This window comes from Sulfuriroseicoccus oceanibius, assembly GCF_010681825.2.
Lineage (GTDB): Bacteria > Verrucomicrobiota > Verrucomicrobiia > Verrucomicrobiales > SLCJ01 > Sulfuriroseicoccus > Sulfuriroseicoccus oceanibius.
In genome coordinates, this window is sequence record NZ_CP066776.1 from 2,066,558 (window position 1) to 2,087,345 (window position 20,788).

At 58.8% G+C, this 20,788-nt stretch carries 14 protein-coding genes; 8 read left to right on the forward strand and 6 right to left on the reverse strand.

Annotated features, from left to right (window positions below):
- Positions 1–8 precede the first annotated feature (8 nt).
- Positions 9–3,251, forward strand: a complete 3,243-nt coding sequence (locus G3M56_RS08345) for an efflux RND transporter permease subunit (protein WP_164361984.1) — start codon at positions 9–11, stop codon at positions 3,249–3,251.
- A 775-nt stretch (positions 3,252–4,026) separates the two neighbouring features.
- On the opposite strand, the gene G3M56_RS08350 is transcribed toward G3M56_RS08345, so the two are convergent.
- From G3M56_RS08350 to G3M56_RS08370, 5 genes are all read right to left on the reverse strand, one after another.
- Entirely contained in the window at positions 4,027–4,869 is an 843-nt protein-coding gene (locus G3M56_RS08350) for a hypothetical protein (RefSeq protein ID WP_164361986.1), read from the reverse strand.
- 338 nt (positions 4,870–5,207) lie between these two features.
- Complete coding sequence (locus tag G3M56_RS08355; protein ID WP_164361988.1) at positions 5,208–6,572, reverse strand: FAD-binding oxidoreductase; 1,365 nt, start codon at positions 6,570–6,572, stop codon at positions 5,208–5,210.
- A gap of 30 nt (positions 6,573–6,602) precedes the next feature.
- Positions 6,603–7,586 carry an AAA family ATPase gene (locus G3M56_RS08360; protein ID WP_164361990.1) on the reverse strand — a complete coding sequence of 328 codons (984 nt, stop codon included), beginning with the start codon at positions 7,584–7,586 and terminating at the stop codon, positions 6,603–6,605.
- Positions 7,587–7,637: 51 nt separating this feature from the next.
- Entirely contained in the window at positions 7,638–9,962 is a 2,325-nt protein-coding gene (locus tag G3M56_RS08365) for a hypothetical protein (RefSeq protein WP_164361991.1), read from the reverse strand.
- 76 nt (positions 9,963–10,038) lie between these two features.
- Positions 10,039–10,416 carry a YkgJ family cysteine cluster protein gene (locus G3M56_RS08370; protein WP_164361993.1) on the reverse strand — a complete coding sequence of 126 codons (378 nt, stop codon included), beginning with the start codon at positions 10,414–10,416 and terminating at the stop codon, positions 10,039–10,041.
- Positions 10,417–10,595: 179 nt separating this feature from the next.
- Between G3M56_RS08370 and G3M56_RS08375 the strand changes: the two genes are divergently transcribed.
- The gene (locus G3M56_RS08375) at positions 10,596–11,582 is read left to right on the forward strand and encodes a malate dehydrogenase (protein ID WP_164361995.1); all 987 of its coding nucleotides are present in this window, start codon (positions 10,596–10,598) and stop codon (positions 11,580–11,582) included.
- A 567-nt stretch (positions 11,583–12,149) separates the two neighbouring features.
- Here G3M56_RS08375 and G3M56_RS08380 read toward each other — a convergent pair.
- Entirely contained in the window at positions 12,150–13,358 is a 1,209-nt protein-coding gene (locus G3M56_RS08380) for an IS256 family transposase (protein ID WP_235203327.1), read from the reverse strand.
- Between the two features lie 204 nt (positions 13,359–13,562).
- On the opposite strand from G3M56_RS08380, the gene G3M56_RS08385 reads away from it, so the two are divergent.
- The 6 genes from G3M56_RS08385 (at position 13,563) to G3M56_RS08410 (ending at position 20,630) form a co-directional block, all read left to right on the forward strand.
- Entirely contained in the window at positions 13,563–15,092 is a 1,530-nt protein-coding gene (locus G3M56_RS08385; protein WP_164363592.1) for a sulfatase family protein, read from the forward strand.
- Between the two features lie 105 nt (positions 15,093–15,197).
- Complete coding sequence (locus G3M56_RS08390; protein ID WP_164363590.1) at positions 15,198–15,518, forward strand: ArsR/SmtB family transcription factor; 321 nt, start codon at positions 15,198–15,200, stop codon at positions 15,516–15,518.
- A gap of 35 nt (positions 15,519–15,553) precedes the next feature.
- Entirely contained in the window at positions 15,554–16,549 is a 996-nt protein-coding gene (locus tag G3M56_RS08395; protein ID WP_235203328.1) for an ArsJ-associated glyceraldehyde-3-phosphate dehydrogenase, read from the forward strand.
- 143 nt (positions 16,550–16,692) lie between these two features.
- The gene (arsJ, locus tag G3M56_RS08400; RefSeq protein WP_164363587.1) at positions 16,693–17,874 is read left to right on the forward strand and encodes an organoarsenical effux MFS transporter ArsJ; all 1,182 of its coding nucleotides are present in this window, start codon (positions 16,693–16,695) and stop codon (positions 17,872–17,874) included.
- Between the two features lie 298 nt (positions 17,875–18,172).
- Positions 18,173–19,429, forward strand: coding sequence for a phosphoribosylamine--glycine ligase (gene purD / locus G3M56_RS08405; protein ID WP_164363585.1), 1,257 nt, complete (start codon positions 18,173–18,175; stop codon positions 19,427–19,429).
- Positions 19,430–19,610: 181 nt separating this feature from the next.
- Positions 19,611–20,630: a dihydroneopterin aldolase gene (locus G3M56_RS08410; RefSeq protein ID WP_235203329.1), complete on the forward strand. Its 1,020-nt coding sequence runs from the start codon at positions 19,611–19,613 to the stop codon at positions 20,628–20,630.
- The last annotated feature ends 158 nt before the right edge of the window (positions 20,631–20,788 follow it).

Sequence of the window (20,788 nt, forward strand, 5' to 3'; positions counted from 1 at the left end):
AGGAGATTATGGAGAAGACGATCCGCTGGTTTTCCAAGAACCACGTCGCTGCGAACCTATTGATGGTGATCGTGTTGATTGCCGGGTTCTCGACCTGGTTCACGTTGCGCAAAGAGATCTTTCCAGAGACCTCCGTCGACATCGTGTTGGTGACGGTCCCGTATCCGAACGCGACGCCTGAGGAGGTTGAGAATGGCGTGGTGGTGCCGATCGAGGAGGCGATTGCGGACATTCAGGGGATCAAAGAGATCAATTCGACGGCCGCGCAGAGTCAGGCCGCAATTCGGATCGAAGTCGCCAACGGCTACAAAGTGCGTGAGGTGATGGCGGATGTGAAGTCCCGCGTGGACAGCGTGCAGAACCTGGCGGAGGAGGCCGAGGAGCCCATCATCGACGAGCTATTGTTGAAGACGCAGGTGCTGAGCATCGCGGTATCCGCCAATAGTAGCGAGAAAGTGCTGCGACGGATCGCAGAAGAGGTGCGCGAGGATTTGCTCGTGCACGAGGCATTTCAACCCGAGGGGGCGGGCGATCAGGTCTCACGCGCGATGCGTGGTGAGCCGACGATCACGCAAGTGGAGTTGGCAGCGGTGCGTCCGCATGAGATCTCGATCGAGGTTTCCGAGGTGGCATTGCGTCGTTATGGCTTGAGTCTCGGTCAGGTGGCGGACGCCGTCGGGCGATCGTCGCTGGACCTGCCGGGTGGATCGGTGCGTACCGAGGGCGGCGAGGTGTTGATCCGCGCGGTGGGCAAGGGTTATACCGCGGACGCATTTCGGGCGATTGAGGTGGTGAGCCTGGCCGACGGGCGGCGGTTGACGGTTGGGGACATCGCCACGGTGATTGATGGGTTTGAGGACATCGACATCAGCAGCCGATTCGATGGTGAGCAGGCGATTATGATCAATGTGTTCCGCGTGGGGGAAGAGGATACGCTCGACCTCGTGCGGATGGTTGAGGATTACCTCGAGCAAAAGCGGGCGGAGCTGCCGCCGGGCGTGAAATTACAGATTTGGAATGACCAGTCGGTTTACTTGGAAGGGCGACTCAACTTGTTGGCAAAGAATGGTCTGACCGGTTTGATTCTCGTGTTCATCGCGCTGGCGTTGTTCCTGCGTCCGAGCCTGGCGTTCCTGGTGGCGTTGGGTATTCCGGTGTCCTTTGCCGGTGCGATTTGGATGATGCCGAACTTCGATGTCTCCATCAACATGATCTCGCTGTTCGGGTTCATCCTGGTGCTGGGGATTGTGGTGGACGACGCGATTGTGGTCGGGGAGAACGTGTACACGCGCATGAAGCGTGGCGAGCACCCGCGTACGGCGTCTTGGAAGGGAACGCACGAAGTGGGAGTGGTGGTGACCTTCGGGGTGCTGACGACGATGGTGGCGTTCACGCCGATGCTCGGGCTGAGTGGGGTGAGCGGGAAGATTTGGCCGAACATTCCATTGATCGTGATCCCGACATTGGCGTTTTCGTTGATTCAGTCGAAGCTGGTTTTGCCGTCGCATTTGGCATTGCTCAAGCCGTCGTCGCCGCAGCGCAAAGTGGGGCCGCTGGGGAGGCTGCAACATCGGATCTCCGATGGGCTCGAGCGGTTTGTGGAAGCTGTGTACCATCCGGTGCTGCGGCGTGCGCTGCACGGGCGCTATGTCGTGCTGTGTTTGTTTGTGTCGGTGCTGGCGTTGATCGGTGGGGCTCTCAAGGGCGGGTGGATCAAAACCACGTTCTTCCCGGATGTGGAGGCGGATGTGTTGAATGCGCAGATCACGATGCCGAGTGGCACCGCATTTGAGGAGACGGCGGCGGCGATCCGGAAGATGGAAGCGGCCGCGGCGCAGTTGAATGATGAGTTTGCCTCAGAGCTGGGCGGCAAGGTGGTAAAGCACATTCTGGCGAGTGCCGGGGTGCAGCCCTTGCCGACGGGCTTTCCTGTGGGTGGGCCTCCTACGGCGAGCAATATTGGCGAGGTGACGCTGGAGCTGTTGCCGGCGGCGGAGCGCGGTGCGGTGACGTCTGATCAGTTGATCTCGCGTTGGCGTGAACTGACCGGTCCGATTGCCGGTGCGGAGGAGTTGACGTTTTCGACGATCGGCGCGACATCGGCCCCAGCGATTGAGCTGGAAATCGCCGGCGATGATTTGGACGAATTGCGGGCGGCTGCGGAGTATATCAAGCAGGAGCTTGCCGGGTACAGCGGTGTGATCGATATCGCCGACAACAACCGACTCGGAAAACGTGAGCTCAAGCTTGCCGAACTGACTCCGGTGGGGAAAGGGCTGGGCCTTACGCTGCAGGACGTGATTTTCCAGATGCGCGGTGCGTTCTACGGTCATGAGGTTCAGCGCCTGCAGCGAGGGCGCGACGAGGTGAAGGTGATGGTGCGTTACCCTGAGGATGAGCGCCGCTCGCTCTACAACGTGCGCTCGATGAAGATCCGCACGCCAAGTGGTGCCGAGGTGCCGTATGAGGAAGTGGTGGAGCCCGAGTTTGGGCGCGGATGGGCGAGCATCATGCGCACCGACCGCCGCCGCGCGATCAAGATCACCGCGGATGTGGACAAGCAGGCCGAGGATGCCAACGCCAACGAGATCGTGGCGAAGCTGGAAGAGCAGGTGCTGAACGGGCTGCAGGAGAAGTTTCCCGGTGTGGATTGGGCGTTCAAGGGCGAGCAGAAGGACCAGCGTCAGAGCGTGAAAGAGATTGGTACCAAGTTCCTCTTTGCCTTGCTGTTGATGTACGTGTTGATGGCCATCCCTCTGAAATCGTATCTGCAGCCATTGGTGGTGATGTCGGCGATCCCGTTTGGGATGGTGGGCGCGGTGGTTGGTCACGTGCTGCTCGGGCTCGAGCTGAGTATTATGTCGATGGTTGGTATCGTGGCGTTGGCGGGCGTGGTTGTGAACGATTCGTTGGTGTTGGTTGATTATGTGAACCGTCACCGATCTGACGGGCACGGGGTGCGCGAGGCGGCCGAGCGCTCAGGTGTTGCGCGATTCCGTGCCGTGTTGTTGACGTCGTTGACGACTTTCCTCGGACTGACGCCAATGTTGCTGGAGACGGATATTCAGGCGCGTTTCCTGATTCCGATGGCGGTGTCGCTGGGGTTTGGGATACTTTTCGCCACGGTGATTACCCTGTTCCTCGTGCCGAGCATTTATTTGATCATCGAGGACCTGAAGGGGCTGGTGATGAAGAAAGAATGGATCGAAGCGTGGGAGCGTCGGGAGGCGGAGTTGCACGCGGAGGATTGAGCGTTGTCCTTAAGATGTCGCATTTCAGCCCACTTTCAGCGGGCGGATTGTGGGGATGACCATGGGCCACAGGGCTGAAGCCCTGTGCTTTGTTCCAGGCTCCTTTCAGGAGCGGGTGGAGCGCTGCGTGAGAAACCGCACCTTCGGAGCGACTGTTGGTGGTGCCCACGACCTGCGGATGAATCCGCAGGCTAACCGGTAAATGATCGCTTTGCGATCGGGTGGAGCGGGGAGTTCGGGCCAACGCACCCGCCTGTGAGTCTGGCCGGAGAGCCTATTCGATGCGGAGGTCAAGCTTGCCCTCGGGAGTGGGCCTTTCAGGAGCGGGATGAGGTGGATTGGAGGGGGGGCGTGATAGGCCGTACCTTCGGCGCGAGTGTTGATGGTGACTATGACCTGCGGATGAATCCGCAGGCTAACCGGTAAATGATCGCTTCGCGATCGGGAGGGGGGACAGGCTTCCGGCCTGTGAATCCGCCCGGAGCGCTGTTTGAAGCGGAGGTTGAACTTGTCCTGGCGAGTGGGCCACTCCTTGTGAGTGAATGGCCTCGCGGTGCGTCGCGGAGCGACGGGGTACTGGTTAGCCGGAGGTTTTAACCTCCGGTGGGGATGTTGAATGAGAGTCGTCCAGAAGGGACGGTTTACCAGATCGCTTAGCTGTCGGACTTCGAGGCTGCGGTACTTCGCGTCGCAACTGGCGGTGGCTCGTTGGGAATGAGGCGAAAAACTGGGGAGCAGCCGGTGTGGCTGCTCCCCTGGGAAATGATTCGTCTGCTTAGCTGTCGCTGCGGAGGACTGGCTTTTCGCTGGCCCAGGCATCGGTGCTGCCGTTGCGGAAGCGGGCGACGCGCTTGGACATCTCCTTGGCTTCCATTTCGCGAAGCTTTACGAAGTGGTTGTTGCGGCCCCAGCGGCGCCACGGTCCGTTAGGAACTTCGGAAACCTCGACGAAGCGCCAGTCGACGTAGTCATTGCCATCGAGCTTGAGGTAGTCGCGGCAGGCTGGCGAGAGGTCGATACCGGCGCCACCGTTGCCCTTGGTTTTCGGGCGGGCGTTGCCGAAGACGTACTGCCAGTCATCGGTGGTGAATGGTCCGCAGTCTTCCCACTGGGCGTAGACGGTCTTGGTCTTGTAGCGGATGGCTACCCAGCGGCCCTTCAAGACGCTGCGTCCTTGGCCGCGGAACTCGCGGTGATACCATGGGATCACGCGGCGGGCCTCCGGCTTGTGGGAGTACCAGGTCTTGATGTCGTTGTAGGGAAGGGCGATGTAAAATGGATTGAGCTGTGGGGTGAAGCCCTTTGGGAGATAGCCGTTGCGGGCTTTTGGGTCCGGGTTGTCGTATCCACCGTAGTTGCGGGCCCAGTTCATGTCCCACGAGCTGGCGCAGTTTGGGGTCGGGTTGTTAGGGGTTGGCTTTTCGCCGACCCAGAAGACCGTCGCCATGATATTGCGCTTCCATGGGTAGATTGGGGTTTCCGACATGCTGCGGGTTGGAGTGAACACACGCGGCATATTCTTGTCCGGGATCTTGTGGGGATCCTTGCCTGCATCAGCAAAAGTCGCCAGACCCGCGAGGGTGGCAATTACGAGGAGGGGGAAACGAAGAGTGGACATAATAAATTCTCGCTCCACACCATGGGAGCGAGTCGAGGGCTACTCTAGGGGGATGGGCTGAGAATGCAAGCTAGATTCGGCTTTCTGCAGTTGGAACTCTCAAATCCTCAGTCACTTGTGCGTTAGGACACTGTGAGTCCTTCAGGTTAATCTAATCCGGTAATCACGGGGGCGGCGGGCTGTCTGTAGGCGCTGGGCTGGGGCGGTTTGCTGTGATTTGCGGGATCCGGACGTCGGATTGCCGGGTGGCGAATCGGAGCGGCCGGTGGGCACAAAATTGCCCCGGCTCCTGCGTGATCGCGGTGCAGGCCGGGGCGATTCGAAGATTGGAGGGACGGCTAGAGCACTTTGTCCGGATTGAGGATGCCGTTGGGGTCGAGCGCGGCCTTGAGTTGCTTGTGCACGGCGTAGGAGGTCTCTCCGACCGCATCGGCAAACCATTGGCGTTTGGCGATCCCGACGCCGTGCTCACCGGTGATTGCACCGCCGTTGGCGATCACCCAGCGGAACAGTTGATCGACCGCAGCATCGGCTTTCACCTTTTCCTCGGGATCGTCATAGTTGTCGACCATCAGGTTGGTGTGAATGTTGCCATCTCCGGCGTGGCCGAAGCAGGCGACGGCGATGCCGGTGTCGGCTTCGATTTCGCGGGCGAAAGCGACGAGTTCGACGAGCTTCGAGCGAGGGACGACGATGTCTTCGTTGAGCTTGGTCAGCCCGGTGGCGCGCAGCGAGTATGAGAAGCCGCGGCGCAACTGCCAGACTGCTTCACATTCTTCATCGCTCTGGGCGATATTGAGTCCGACGGCACCGAGCTCGCGGACGCGGTCGGCGAGTTGCTGGATCTCGCGGGCGACGGATTCGACCTGGCCGTCGAGTTCGACGATGAGGTGGGCGTCTCCGGCTGGTAGGGCGTCGCGTCCGAGATAGTTGCGTGCGGCTTCCAGAGTGAAGCCGTCGGTGATTTCCAATGCGCTTGGAAGGATGCCTCCGCCGAGGATTTCCTGCACGGCGCGTGCGGCATCGGCGAACGTGTCAAAGGTTGCGCTCACCATCGAACGGGTGGGTGGGTGCGGGATAATGCGCAGAGTAGCCTCGGTGACTACGCCGAGCAGGCCTTCGCTGCCGGTCATCAATCCAACCAGATCGAAGCCGGTTTTGTTTTTGTGGTTACGGCCACCGGTGCGCATGACGCGGCCGTCGGCGAGCACGACTTCGAGTCCGAGCACGTAGCTGCGGGTGACGCCGTATTTGAGGCAACGCGGACCTCCCGCATTGGTGGCGATATTGCCGCCGATGCTGCATTCCTTGAGGCTGGCCGGATCCGGTGGGTAATACCAGCCGATCTCGCGCGCGGCGGCTTGGAGTTCTCCGGTGATCACGCCTGGCTGCACAACGGCGACACCGTCCATTGGAGCCAGGTCGAGGATTTTGTTCATCCGCATGACGCTCAGCGCGATCCCACCACGGGTAGGAACGCATCCGCCCACATATCCGACACCGGCACCACGGGTGGTGACTGGGATATTGTGTTCGTTCGCGTATTGGAGCGTCTTGGCGACGTCCTCCGTCGATTCTGCAAAAACCACCGCCTCAGGAAGGTTGGAGGCGTGCCATTTGTCGATCGAGTGGGTTTCCAGAATGTCCTGAGCGGTGGAGACCTTTTCAGGACCGAGTAGTGAGATAAGGGCGTCGGCGAGCATGATGAGGTGAGAATCTGAAATCGGGGTGCGCTACTGCGGTGCGGCCACGCTGTCAAGGATGCGGTCGATCACGGATGTGCCGGTGGTGCCGCTGAAGGTGGCGGCGGGATCGAGGACCAGGCGGTGGGCGATGGCATCGACAGCGATGTCTTTAATGTCTTCCGGGACGACGTAGTCGCGGTGGTCGAGCAGAGCGAGCGCCGAGGCGAGGCGGATCACCGCCAGCGAGGCACGTGGACTGGCGGCGAGTTGGACGTCGGGTTGTTTGCGGGTTTCCGCCACGATAGTGACGGCGTAGCGCTTGATTGCTTCCGAGACGTGGATGTGATGGGTGAGGAAATAGTGAACGTCCTCGAGATCGCCGAGTGAGATGCACGGGGCGACGGCGTTGGCTGGGTTGCCGTTGTGGTTGAGGTTGAGAATGTTGATCTCGTCCTCAATCGGCACGTAGCCGAGGCGCGTGAGGATGGCAAAGCGGTCCATCTGGGCTTCGGGAAGCGGGTAGGTGCCGCGGAACTCGACCGGGTTCTGGGTGGCGATCACGAAGAAACTGTCGGCAAGTGGGTGGCGCGTGCCGTCGATGGTTGCCTGGGACTCGGCCATTGCTTCGAGCAGTGAGCTCTGGGTGCGCGGGGAGGCGCGGTTGATCTCGTCGGCTAGCAGCAGATTGGTAAAGATCGGGCCGCGGTGGAATTGGAACTCGTTGGACTTCGGGTTGAAAACCGTGGTGCCCAACACATCGGAAGGAAGGAGGTCCGGAGTGAACTGTACGCGCTGGTAGGTCGCGTCCTTGATCGAGCGTGCCAGGGCTTTGGCGAGCGTGGTTTTGCCGGTGCCGGGGTAATCTTCGAGCAACACGTGGCCCCGCGTGGCAAAGGCGGCGACGATCTTGCGCACCGGCTCGTGTTGGCCGACCAGCACCGAGTTCAAGTTGTCGCTGAGCCTTTCAAGCGTGGTTGCCGCTTGATCGAGCGAGATGGCCGGACGTTGGGTCGGGGATGCTGAGGTGGACATAGGTGCCGGGGATTTCGGGGATTGGGAGTGGGGATGTGCAGGCTGATGCGGTTAGTCGATCGTTGTATCCACAGCGGTGTCCACATCGGTGTCGTTGAGTTGCTTGATGAAGGCATCGAAAACCGCAGCCTCGTCACGCCCGATCGCCAAGCTGGCGGCCTTGACGGCCTGTTTGTTGATCCACTTCATGCCCACGTTTTCTTCCTTGATGAAGCTGGCACCCAGCACGGGAACCCATTGGTCATCGATGGATACGAAGAGGCGCAGGGAGAGCGTGTCCTTGGTCGACGGGCTTTCCAGTTCTTCCTTGCGCTCGAGGATGGAGGCGTCGCGGATGATTGCGCCAAGCCAGCGGCCCTCGTGGAGGACGCGGACGAGCTCCAACTGCTCGCCCATGTTCTTGAACAACTGGCGGTCGTTACCGATGTCGGTGAGGAAGCGGAAGCGTACTTTGTTGCTCTGGGTTTCGAACACCGCACCCGATTCAAGGATATCGAAAAGCGGTGCGGCGCTGGTGCGGCGTGCGGTGTCCCCGACCAGTGACTGTGCGGTGGCGAAATCCGGAGCGGCGGGCTCTGGTGCGCCATCGGCGAGTTTGCCAATGATCCGCGGTGTGTTCATCAACAAATCAAAGTACTCGTTGATCTTGTCTTCGCGTTCGGCGGTGCGGTGCTTGTCGATCTTTGCCAGAGCCGCGTTGTGTTCCGCGTCGATCTGAACCACACGCTTGGGCATACCCGGGAAATTGTCCTCATTCAGAGGGGCTACCGAGTGGATGTCGGGAAGCACGCCCCAGCGGTCGTTATGCAACTCGGTGATCACCGGCGACATGCTGAGGTTTTCCGGATTTTTGGTCTCGATCGTAGCCAGCCAAGTGATGGCTACGCGGTCATCGATGACATCGGTCGGTGAGTCTGGTGTTGAGAAGAGCTCGAAGTTTTCAGGATCAAGCGAGTCGAAGCTGTCCTTCATCGCCTTAGTGGCGCGGGTCATGCTTGTGCCGTATTCGCCGATGTAGTCGGAGAAGAACGAAAGGGCGAGCATCACGTCGTGCTTGATGGCAGCGTCCAGATACTTGCGGGCGACGTCTGTGTTGGTCCACTCGGGATCCACCGGGTGGGCTTCCTGGACGCGCTTCCATATGCTTGCAGCAAATGTATCAAGTGTCTCACCAGCGCGAGTCATCGCCCAGCGAGTCAGTTGGCGGTCGGGTTGTGTGAATGCGGTGGCGGCGTGCGGTTGGCGGTGGATGGCGCTACCGCTGAGGAATTGCAGGTGCCAGCCGTCCTCCTTTTTGACCATGTAGACCGGCGTCGAAGTGAAGCGCCCCGCGTACTCCGAGTCGAACATTCCGACGGCGAAAGCGATTTCGTCTCCGGAATCGGTGGCCTTTTCGGCGACAATCTCGACAATTGGATCGAGCGTGGACCCCATGGCTCGGCGGACGTCCTGCGGAGCGAGGAAGTAGGTCGATCCGTAGGCTTGGTGCGGGCGCTCGTTGAGCAGTTCCGGCATCCATGGGACGATGGTAGGTGGTTCGGCTTCATCCTCCTGCGCCTGGTTGATCCGTTCGATCGGACGGGCATTCTGGCTGCAGAGAATATTAACTCGCCTTGCCGCTTCGAGGCTTGCCCGTAGTTCAACAATCGTAGCCTCGTCATCCAGAGCAAAGAGTGCCAGCCGCTCGTAGTCGGTGAGTTCTTTCTTTGGGTAGAGCGCGGTCATCAGGACTTCGCGGGCGCTGCTCTTGTCTAGCTCGAGTGCTTTGCGCGCCTCGCGGATCTTGGTGAGGATTGTGTCGAGTTCCTGGGCGTCCTGGTTTGCCCGCACCTCGCGCTCGGTGGTCATCATGGCGGTCAGCACCTTGCGTGAGTTTTCAAGTGCTTCGGGGCTGAGAGTGGTGCCGGTGTTGTTGAAGTGACGCACGCCGATAGCGACCTTCCAAGGTTGGTCGGCAGTGGTTCGGGCCAAGGCGAATCCAGTGATGATGACGTCGTCGATCGAGTCCTCCGGGGTGAGGGTGAGCACGACGTAAGCGAAGTTGCCGATGGTTTGGCTTTTGGTAAGGGCTGGTTCGACCTTGGCGCCTTTGAGTTGCGAGCGCATTTCATTGATGCTCGTACGGTAGCGTACTTGTTTCTCTGCGGGGCAGAACTCGGAAACCAGGATCAGCCCGCTCTCGACCATTTGTTTGGCGGTCGATTGTTCCTGGGCCAAGCTGGTGACAAACCGGGTGGCAACATCAACCGGTGAGCCAGCGGTCTGTGCGGCTGCCGGAGGAGCCGGCTGGGCCTCAGGTTCTGCTGCAATTGCGGTGTGGAAACCAAGCGCACAGACGAGTGGCGCGACAGAGATGAGTGATCGAAGGGGGAGCATGCGGCATTAGATGACCACGATGTCTCCGACGATGCAAGCCACGAGCCAGTGCCTGCGGCTGAATTCCCAGTAGTCTCTAAGGGCGGGGATTCACCGGTTGTCCGTCCTTTTTGAACACAGCAATCGCTTCGCAGTCGTTGCGCCAGCCGATATAATTCCACGTGTTGGGGAAGCCAGCGCATTGGATCGGCTTCACCGGGTTGATCACGCAGCCACCGTCTTCGAAGAAGATGCATTCGTCGTTGGGCTTCTCGATCAACGACAAGCCTTGGCGGTCGCTGCGCAGGCGGACGTACTCGTTCATGAAGTCGTTGACGTCCATGTCGAGGAATGCGGCGATTTTGGCAATCTCTTCATCGTCAACGCGCACGTCACCCGGCCACTTGCAGCAATTGCCGCAGCGTTGGCATTGCCATCGTTGGTCATTGGGAAGGATAGTGGATGGGTCGAGCATCTGGGAAAGCGTGATTGGCGAAGTGATGCGGCGGATTTCGGGCCGCGTCAAGCGGATCGATTTCGAGCTGGTGGCAGCCACTAGTTGGGATTCTGCCTTGGGTGTGGGAAATTGGTCAGTTCTCCAAGCATTGGCGGTTTTGGGTTGCTGGATACCTAATGTTCTCTTAATTGGTCGGCATGAAGAAACCAATTCGTGTTGCAGTGACCGGTGCCGCCGGTCAAATCGGTTATTCGCTTCTTTTCCGTATCGCTAACGGCGATCTGTTCGGGCCTGACCAGCCGGTTGCGCTCAACCTGATCGAGATCGAGCCAGGTCTCGAGCCGCTCAAGGGAGTGGTGATGGAGCTTGAAGATTGCGCCTTCCCATTGCTCAAGGACATCGTCCAGACCTCGGACCTCGATGTCGGGTTCAAGGATGTCGACTGGGCATTGCTCGTCGGTTCCGTGCCACGCAAAGCGGGCATGGAGCGCAAAGACCTGCTCGATATCAACGGTAAGATTTTCACCGGCCAGGGCCAGGCAATCGACCGCAACGCATCGCCTAACTGCCGTACGCTCGTCGTCGGCAACCCATGCAACACCAACTGCCTCATCGCTATGAGCCAGGCCAAGCGCATCCCGAAAGAGAACTGGTTCGCTATGACCCGTCTCGACGAAAACCGCGCCAAGAGCCAGCTCGCCGACAAGGCAGGTGTGCATAACAGCGATGTGACCAACCTCGCAATCTGGGGCAACCACTCGGCCACCCAGTACCCTGACTTCACCAACGCCAAGATCAACGGCGCTGCCGTCACTGACAAGATCGCGGATCAAGAGTGGCTCCAGGGTGAGTTCATCTCGACCGTCCAGCAGCGTGGTGCCGCCATCATCAAGGCACGTGGCGCATCGTCGGCCGCATCGGCAGCCAACGCGGCGATCGACACAGTGCGCTCGCTGGTGACCCCAACCGCAGAAGGCGACTGGCACAGCGTGGGCGTTTGCTCCGACGGATCGTACGGTATTCCAGAGGGTCTCATCTACTCGTTCCCAATCCGCACCGTTGAAGACGGCAAGTGGGAAGTGGTGCAGGGCCTCGAGATCGATGCTTTCTCGAAAGGTAAGATCGACGCCACCACCGCCGAGCTCGAAGAAGAGCGCGACGCAGTGAGCGGCCTGCTCGGATAATTCCGAACCAAGTAACTGTCTGAATCAAAGGCGGCGCGGGAGCTTCTCCCGCGCCGCTTTTTTTGGTGGGACATGGAGCAAGGCGGGGCATGTGGTCGTGGTCAGGGACAGGAGTGTCCCTGCTCCATCGGTCAAGGTGCGGTGGATGGGGAATGGTGGATGCGGGAATCGATGGAGCTACGACAGTCTTGTCGTTGGCGGGGTGGGGATTGTTTTTGGCGATTAAGCTCGCGGCGGTGGCATGCGGTCGTGGTCAGGGACAGGAGTGTCCCTGCTCCATCGGTCAAGGTGCGGTGGATGGGGAATGGTGGATGTGGGAATCGATGGAGCTACGACAATCTTGTCGTTGGCGGGGTGGGGATTGTTTTTGGCGATCAAGATCGCGGTGGTGGCATGCGGTCGTGGTCAGGGACAGGAGTGTCCCTGCTCCATCGGTCAAGGTGCGGTGGATGGGGAATCGATGGAGCTACGACAGTCTTGTCGTAGAGATGGTAGGGGGAGGTGAAGTGGCGAAGTGAGGTTGGTTATGTACGTCAAGTTCTGCAAAAAGGGTTTGATGGATGATGATCAGGCTGCGGACGTTTGATTTGAAGTAAGGCTGAGCTTTTGGGCTTCTTTGAGGTGATCCATGTTCAGGTAGCGGTGTTGATCGATCCACTGCTCATGGACTTGATGCGTGACAGCCCGGATTAAACGTTGGGCTGCAGCCTGGTTGGGGAAGGTTCGGATAATGTGCGTACGACGCTTAATCTCCTCATTGAGTCGCTCGAGCATATTCGTGCTTTTGAGATGCTTGTGATGCTCTCTGGGAAGTCGATAAAAGGTGAGCGTTTCTTCGATCTCACTTTCGACCCAGTCACAGAGCTTGTGGTATTTGCCTCCCCACTTCGCCAACCATGCCCGCAGATCCTGACGCGCTTCATTGATGTCTCGACGGTCATAGATCCAGCGCAGCTCGGTGCAGCAGTCGTCGTCATGCTTGCGAGGTAGATGATCAAGAGCGTTGCGAAGGAAGTGGACGTAGCAGCGTTGCCACAGCGCCTCGGGAAGCACTTCGCTGATAGCTCGTCGCAGGCCGGCATGGTTATCAGTCACGCAGAACTCAACACCCGTCAGTCCGCGTTGCTTGAGTTGAAGTAGGAAGTTCTTCCAGCTGCTTCCGCTTTCCCTTTGATCGAGCTCGGTAGCAAGGACCTCCCGTCGGCCATCCCAACTGATGCCAATGGCGATCAACACAGCCTGGCTGCGCACCACGCCGTTCTCTCGAACCTTTTCGTAGCGGGCATCCAGGATGAGGTAAGGATAAGCGTGGTTGAGCTTGCGTCGGGCAAAGTTCTCAAGCTCTTCGTCCAACGTTTTGTTCAGCCTGCTTACCACACTGGCGCTGACCCGGTGACCGCAGAGCTCCTCGGTGATCTGCGCGACTTTACGTGTCGAGACGCCCTGCACGTACATTTCGATCAGGGTGCTTACCAAAGCCTTCTCGCTGCGTTGATAGCGATCGAAGATCTCGGTGCTGAAGAGTCCGTCGCGATCTTGAGGGACGCGCAGCTCGATCCTTCCTACCCGTGTCAGGAGACTGCGTTGATAACTGCCGCTGCGATAACCTCGGCGTCTGTCGCTGCGTTCTGATTTTACCGCCTGGAGTGTCTCGTTCATTTCTTCTTCGAGCATCTCCTGCATCAATTTCTGAACCAAGGGCCTCAGAAAATCTTCCTGCTCGGCAAGAATACTTTTCAACTGCGGCGTTGTGGTCTTATCTGGTCGTGGGGTCATGGTGTGACGATTAGGGGTTCTTGTTTTGTTAAAAACCTAATCAATCATCATGACCCTTTTTGCAGAAGCTTTGGCACACTACCGTGAGGTTTCATTGGGCAAGGTGTTGAGGTGGGTGATTGATTATCTGGCGGGGCGTACTCTCTTCTAAGATGAAGAGCGATTGGGCTGTTAGTCTGCTGCCTGTTCGATAAGTTGATTGCTATGAAATTGGTAACCGTCATCGCTGCTGCGGCCGGATTGCTTTCCTCGGTAGTGGCAAACGATCATCCTAATATTGTCTTAATCCTTGCCGACGATATGGGAGTCGGTGATGTCTCTCATGATGGCGGGGTGGCTCCCACTCCGCATCTCGATCGTTTGGCAGATGAAGGGATGCGCTTTACCGATGCGCACACCACGTCGTCGGTCTGCACCCCATCGCGATACGGACTGCTCACCGGGCGCTACAACTGGCGCACCCGCTTGCAGCGATCAGTTTTCTTCGACGTCAGGGACAAGCCGTTGATCAAAGATGATGAGTCCACGATCGGCAGCTTGCTGAAGGAGGCGGGATACAGCACGGCGATCATCGGGAAATGGCATCTCGGGTTTGAGTGGCAGTTTAAAAAGAGCTTATGGCGTGAGCATCATCTGACGGGAAAGGGCTGGGATGTCGATTATAGCAAGCCCTTGATCACTGCGCCGACCGCCAATGGATTCGATTACTTCTACGGAATCATGGCATCTCTCGACATGGCGCCATATGTTTACGTTGAAAATAACCAGGCGGTGGGTGTTCCGGACGTGACCAAGGCGTTCCATCGTCCGGGCGCCGCGACCTCGGATTTCGAAGCAAACGAATGTCTGCAGGTGTTTGCAGAGAAATCGGTCGAGTTCATCAACGCCAAAGCAAAGGAGGGGCAGCCCTTCTTTCTGTATCTGCCGTTGACCTCACCTCACACGCCGATTGTTCCAAGCGAGCGGTGGTTGGGGAAATCGGGGATTGGAAAATACGGAGACTTCCTGATGGAGACCGATTGGGTGGTGGGGCAGGTGCTGGCAGCTCTTGAGAAAAATGGAGTCGGGGAGAATACGCTGGTGCTTTTTACCGCCGACAACGGATGCTCGCCTGCTGCGGGGATCGACGAGCTGGTAGCTCACGGACATCTGCCAAATGGCAAGCTGCGTGGAGCGAAAGCGGATTTGTATGAAGGTGGGCATCGCGTTCCAACCGTGGTGCGTTGGCCCGGTGTGGTGCCTGCGGGATCCGTAACCGACCGATTGACTTCACTGGTCGATGTGTACGCAACATTTGCCGACATCGTGGGGGCGACGCCTGATGCCAGCGATGGGGTGGATTCCATCTCCTTTTACGAGACTTTGCGGAACCCTGAGAAAGGTGAACGTGGCGTGGCGATCGTGATGCATTCGTTCTTCGGTAAGTTCGCGATCCGGCATGAAAACTGGAAGCTGCTCTTCAGCGCTGGGTCCGGAGGGTGGAGTCGTCCGCAACATGGCAATGAGGGCGATCCCATGTGGCAGCTCTACGACTTGGATGCGGATTTGCAGGAGAGCACGAACCTCTTACACGAGCATCCTAATAAGGTTAAAGAGCTGCATGCCATGATGATTGAGTTCATCAGAAGGGGGCGGAGCACTCCCGGTGCAAAGCAAGCGAACGACGTGGAGGTCGCGGTTCCGAAAGTTGATGACGACTCCAAGAAGCTGCCTCCGGTGAGGATGGGGATCTAGTGTTCGTGCCCTTGCTGGAGTGGTCGCGTTTGAGGTGAGGAAATTCCGCGCTGGTGACCATCTCGTCACTTGCGGAGTGCTCTATTCTTTGATAATTCCAAAACCATGGAAATGAATGCAGCAGTCGACGCGCTTTCCGCGCTGGCCCAACCATCGAGGTTGGAGGTGTTTCGGCTGCTTGCACGGCACGGCGAGGACGGCCTGTGTGCCGGTGATATCTCGGACCAGCTGCGTATTCCCAAAGCCACGTTGTCGTTTCATTTGAAGGAACTCAGCGGGGCGGGGCTGGTCAGTTCGGAGCGAAATGGGCGGTCGATTATCTATCGACTTCACGTCAAGGGGATGCAGCAACTCATGAGCTTCTTGTCAGAGGATTGCTGTCAGGGGCGGCCCGAGCTTTGCCAGCCTGGTGCTTGCGACTGCTAGTTTATCAATTTCAATCAACTCACACCTACATCACTATGAATATCGCAATTAATGGATTCGGCCGTATGGGCCGCCTTGGGTTCCGTGCCGGCTGGGATTGTCCGGATTATCAGATCACCCGCGTCAATGAACTGCATGGCACCGCGGAAACTGCTGCGCACTTGTTGGAGTTCGATACCGTTCACGGGCGCTGGGACCGCGGCATTGGCCACACAACTGACAGTCTGATTGTGGAGGGCAAGAGCATTGCCTTTAGCAATGCGCCGACACCTGCGGAGATGGATCTCACCGACGTCGACATCGTGATCGACGCTACCGGTGCCTACCGCACGCCGGAGTTGCTTCAGCCTTACTTCGACGCCGGCGTGAAGAAGGTGATTGTCGCCTGCCCGGTCAAAGAGGGAGCTCTCAACGTCGTGATGGGCTGTAACGACCACTTGTACGATCCTGCTGAACACCATCTGCTCACTGCGGCGTCCTGCACGACCAACTGCATCGCGCCTGTGATCAAGGTGATCTTTGAAAAGCTGGGCATCGTCCACGGCATGATCACGACCATGCACGATGTGACCAACACACAGACCGTGGTGGACGCGCCGCACAAGGACCTGCGCCGCGCCCGTTCGTGCCTGAACTCGTTGATCCCAACCTCGACCGGATCAGCGACGGCGATCACGATGATTTACCCGGAGCTCAAAGGGAAGCTCGACGGCGTGGCGGTGCGTATCCCATTGCTCAACGCATCGCTCACCGACATCGTGCTTGAGTTGCCAAACCCTACGACGGTGGAAGAAGTCAACGGTTTGCTCAAGGAAGCTGCCGATGGGGAGCTCAAGGGAATCCTGGGCTTTGAAGAGAAGCCGCTGGTCTCGACTGACTTCACCAACGACGTGCGATCGGGGATTGTCGATGGTCCGTCGACGATGGTGACCGACGGCACCCAGCTCAAGTTGCTTGTCTGGTACGACAACGAAGTCGGCTACGCCACACGCATGATGGAATTGGCGGCGAAGGTGGCTCGCTCGATCTAGCACGCCTGTGCAGCTGCCTTTTTTGGACAGGATTCACATGATTGGAATGATCGCGCGATGCGCGGGAAGGGCGACCTTCCCGCCGTCTGTCGGCCAAGTCAGAGCAATGCGACTTCGTTCCTAACCATTCAAGAACCTACCGAATGAACCTCCGTAGTTACGGCATTGTTACTGCATCGTACTGGGGCTTTACGCTGACTGACGGAGCGTTGCGCATGTTGGTGCTGTTGCACTTTCATGCGCTGGGCTACTCGCCGGTGCAGTTGGCGTTTTTGTTTCTGCTGTACGAGTTCTGCGGCGTGCTTACCAACTTGCTGGGTGGGTGGATCGGGTCGCGCACCGGGCTCAACGCAACGCTTTACGCCGGGCTTGCGTTGCAGGTGGTGGCGCTGGTGATGCTGTCGTTGGTCGACCCGAACTGGGCGGCGTTGTTGTCGGTGAGCTACGTGATGACGTCGCAGGCGCTGTCCGGGATTGCCAAGGACCTCACCAAGATGAGCTCCAAGAGCGCGGTGAAATTGCTCACTCCGGACACGGATGGGGCGTTGTTCAAATGGGTCGCCATCCTGACTGGCTCGAAGAATGCCCTGAAAGGCGTGGGCTTCTTCCTCGGCGGAGTGCTGCTCACCTGGCTGGGGTTTGTGCATGCCTTGTGGTTCATGGCCGGGGCCTTGGCGCTCGTGTTGATAGGTGCGTTGGCATTCCTGCGTGAGGACATGGGCAAGAGCAAACGCAAGGTGAAGTTCACCCAGTTGTTCTCCAAGAGCCGTGAGATCAACTGGCTCTCCGCCGCGCGGATGTTTTTGTTCGCTTCGCGCGACGTGTGGTTTGTCGTGGCGCTGCCCGTGTTCTTGAAATCGACTCTCGGCTGGAGCTTCAACCAAGTCGGGGCGTTCATGGCAGCGTGGGTGATTGGCTATGGCTTCATCCAGGCGGCGGCGCCCAAGCTGGTGCGTCGCGGCGACGTGCGCAGTGCGGCTGCGGTTTGGGTTGGATTGCTGACTCTGGTCACCGCGGGGCTGGCGCTTGGGGTGCAGTTCGAGTTCCATCCTGTGGCGTCGATTCTGGTGGGGCTTGGGTTGTTTGGTTTGGTGTTCGCGGTGAACTCATCGGTCCACTCGTATTTGATCCTCGCGTTCACCGATCACGATCAGGTAGCGGTGAATGTCGGGTTTTACTACATGGCAAACGCGTGCGGCCGGTTGTTGGGAACCTTGCTCTCCGGCGTGATGTTTTTGGTCGGCGGGCTACCGGCGTGCCTCTGGACCAGCGCGGGATTGTTGGTCACCGCGTTGATCTTCACGCTGCCGTTGAGGAGAGGCTGAGCGGTACGTAGGGAAGGGCAGGCTGGCTGACGGTCGGCTACTCTCACATAAAGCTGGCCTTCAGCCAGCGGTGTGGTTTTGGCGTTCTACCTAGGGACTGCGTCCCTAGGCTATTATGAGTGTCGCTTTCAGCGACGGATGGTTGGTCTGGGCTCAGACGACGGATGGTTGGTCTGGGCTGAGGCAAGGGATGAACGGTCGGATCCGAGAGGCCGAGTTGCCACCGACGACGTGTCGTCATCCTCAAGGCCCTATCCTGTTGCGGTCACGGCTGGCTGCTGCTAGGGGTAATACATCTATGAGCAAGGTTCTTGTTGTTGGAAAAGGCGGGCGCGAACACGCGCTGATTCGTGCATGTGTTGAGTCGACGAGCGAGACGGAGGTTTTCGCGTGGCCGGGCAGCGATGCGATTTTTGATCTGGCGAAGCCAACGCCTGTGACCGATTTCGACAGCTTGGTCGAATGGATCGGCGGCGGAAATGTTGATTTGGTGGTTGCCGGCGAGGAAGCTTGGCTCGTTTACGGTGAAGGTCTCGCCAATGCCTGCGAGCGCCTTGGGGTTCCTTGCTGGGGGCCGAAGAAGGAAGCCGCTCAGCTCGAGGCGAGCAAAGAGTTCGCCAAAGAGTTCATGGTGCGTCACAACATTCCAACCGGTGGCTACGTGACCGTCGATAACATCGCCGACGCCCGTGCTGCGATTGGTGACAGCTATCCGTGTGTACTCAAGTTCGACGGACTCGCCGCAGGCAAGGGGGTGGCAGTCTGCCCTGACTCGGTGGCTGCCGAAGAGTTCCTCGATGAAGTGTTTACCACACGTCGTTTCGGTGAAGGTCGCCTAGTGGTCGAGGAATTCCTGACCGGACCTGAGGTTTCGATCTTCGTTTCCGTGGTCGATGGCGAATACCAGATCCTGACACCAGCACGCGACTACAAGCGCCTGGCCGACGGCGATCTCGGGCCAAACACAGGTGGCATGGGCGCGGTTGCCGGACGCTCGTTGCTCGACGCGGAGACCTTGGCGATCATCGAAGAAACCGCTGTGAAGCGTACGGTTGAGGGATTGCAAAAGGACGGTCTTCAGTACCGCGGCTTCCTCTACTTCGGCTTCATGCTCACGCCGGAAGGGCCAAAGCTTCTCGAATACAACTGCCGCTTCGGCGATCCTGAATGCCAGGCGGTGATGCCTCTGGTGAGCGGTGATTTCACTAGCTACGTGATGTCGGGAGCCAAGGGCAAGCTCGACACCTCGCTGATCGACTTCTCGTCCGATTGGAGTGTCTGTCTTGTGGCAGCGTCCGCTGGTTATCCTGCCTCGTCGCGCAATGGGGATGTGATCCGTGGTCTCGATGAGGTCACCGGCGCACGCGTCTACCATGCGGGTACCAAGAAGAACGAAGCGGGTGAGTTCGCGACCAATGGAGGTCGTGTGCTGGCCGTGGTCGCGCAGGGCGCAACTCGTCAGGACGCCGTGGCTGCAGCTTACGAGCAGTTCAACAAAGTCGACTTCGACGGATCCCAGCGCCGCACCGATATCGGTACGGCTAACTTCGACTAACGAAGCGATTAGCTGATTTTACAAAGGCGCGCGGCTTCTTGGTCGCGCGCCTTTTGTGCTGTCGGGGGCGCTGCAAAATAGGTTTCATGGGGCCTATAGGGCTTATGAGGCCAGCTCCGTACTTCGTTCCGCTTCCCGTTGACTCGCGGCTCAATCGCAGGTTTGCTGGGCTCTGCTGCCCATGATGATCAAACACTTTATCTTCGACTGGTCGGGAACCCTCGCCGACGACTTGCCTCCGGTGCTCGATGCGACCAATAAGTTGCTGGAGAACCACGGCAAGCCGACCTTTTCTCGTGATGCTTTCCGCGAGGCGTTCCAGCTTCCGTTCAAGGGGTTTTATGATCGCGTGCTGCCCGGGGTCTCGCTCGACGACCTGGAGGTGGAGTTCGGCGAGTATTTCTCCAACTCTGATGAACCTGTGACGCTGCTGCCGTATGCGGCGGAGTTTCTCGACTTCTGTAAAAAGCGTGGCGGCAAGATTTTCATCCTTTCGAGTGCTCGCGATGAGTTCCTCCGCCAACAGGCGACCGAACTCGGCGTGATCGATCGCTTCGACCACATCTACGCCAGTGTTTTGGACAAGCGCGAGATGATCTGGAAGATCCTCGAAACCCATGGACTGAATGCCGACGAGACGGCTTTCCTAGGGGATATGATCCACGACGTGGAAACCGCGCAGCACGCCGGGGTGCATTCGATTGCACTGCTCACCGGGTACGACAGCGTGGCCAAGCTCAGTGCGGTGAATCCGGACCTGATCGCCACGAATCTGCGCCAGCTTAGTCGGATGATGGCAATGCCCGTCGACGGACGGAGCGAGGGGATTCAGCTTTCCGGCGGCGTGGTGCGGGTCGAGCGCTTGGAGATTCCTTGCTTCATCGGCGTGCCGGACGAGGAACGCGCCGACGAACAGATGCTGTGGGTGGACATTGATGCGCACGTTTCCACCGCCTGCTTTGCTGGCGATGACGCGATCGACGCGACGGTGGACTACCATGCGCTGTGTCTGGCGGTGCGTGAGCTGGCGGCGGCGCGTCCGCGGCAGTTGGTCGAGACGCTGGCACGCGAGATCATTGAATGCGTGCTCACTGGTTTTGCGGTGGACAAAGTAGACGTCCGGATCCGCAAGAAGATCCTCGATTTCACCGATACGGTGGGTGTCTCGCTGAGTGGTGAGCGCAGCGGGATGGTGCGCTGAGTGGGATGGTGCTTGAAGGAGGATTCTCACGCAAAGACCCGAAGAACCCAAAGTTTCTTTAGTAGAAAGAGTGGGCGGTGCCGTGGCTGCGGAGCCGTGCTTGCTTGCTTGCTTGCGTTGGCCTGAATGAGAGTGGGTGAGGGTGTCGTGTTGAGTCG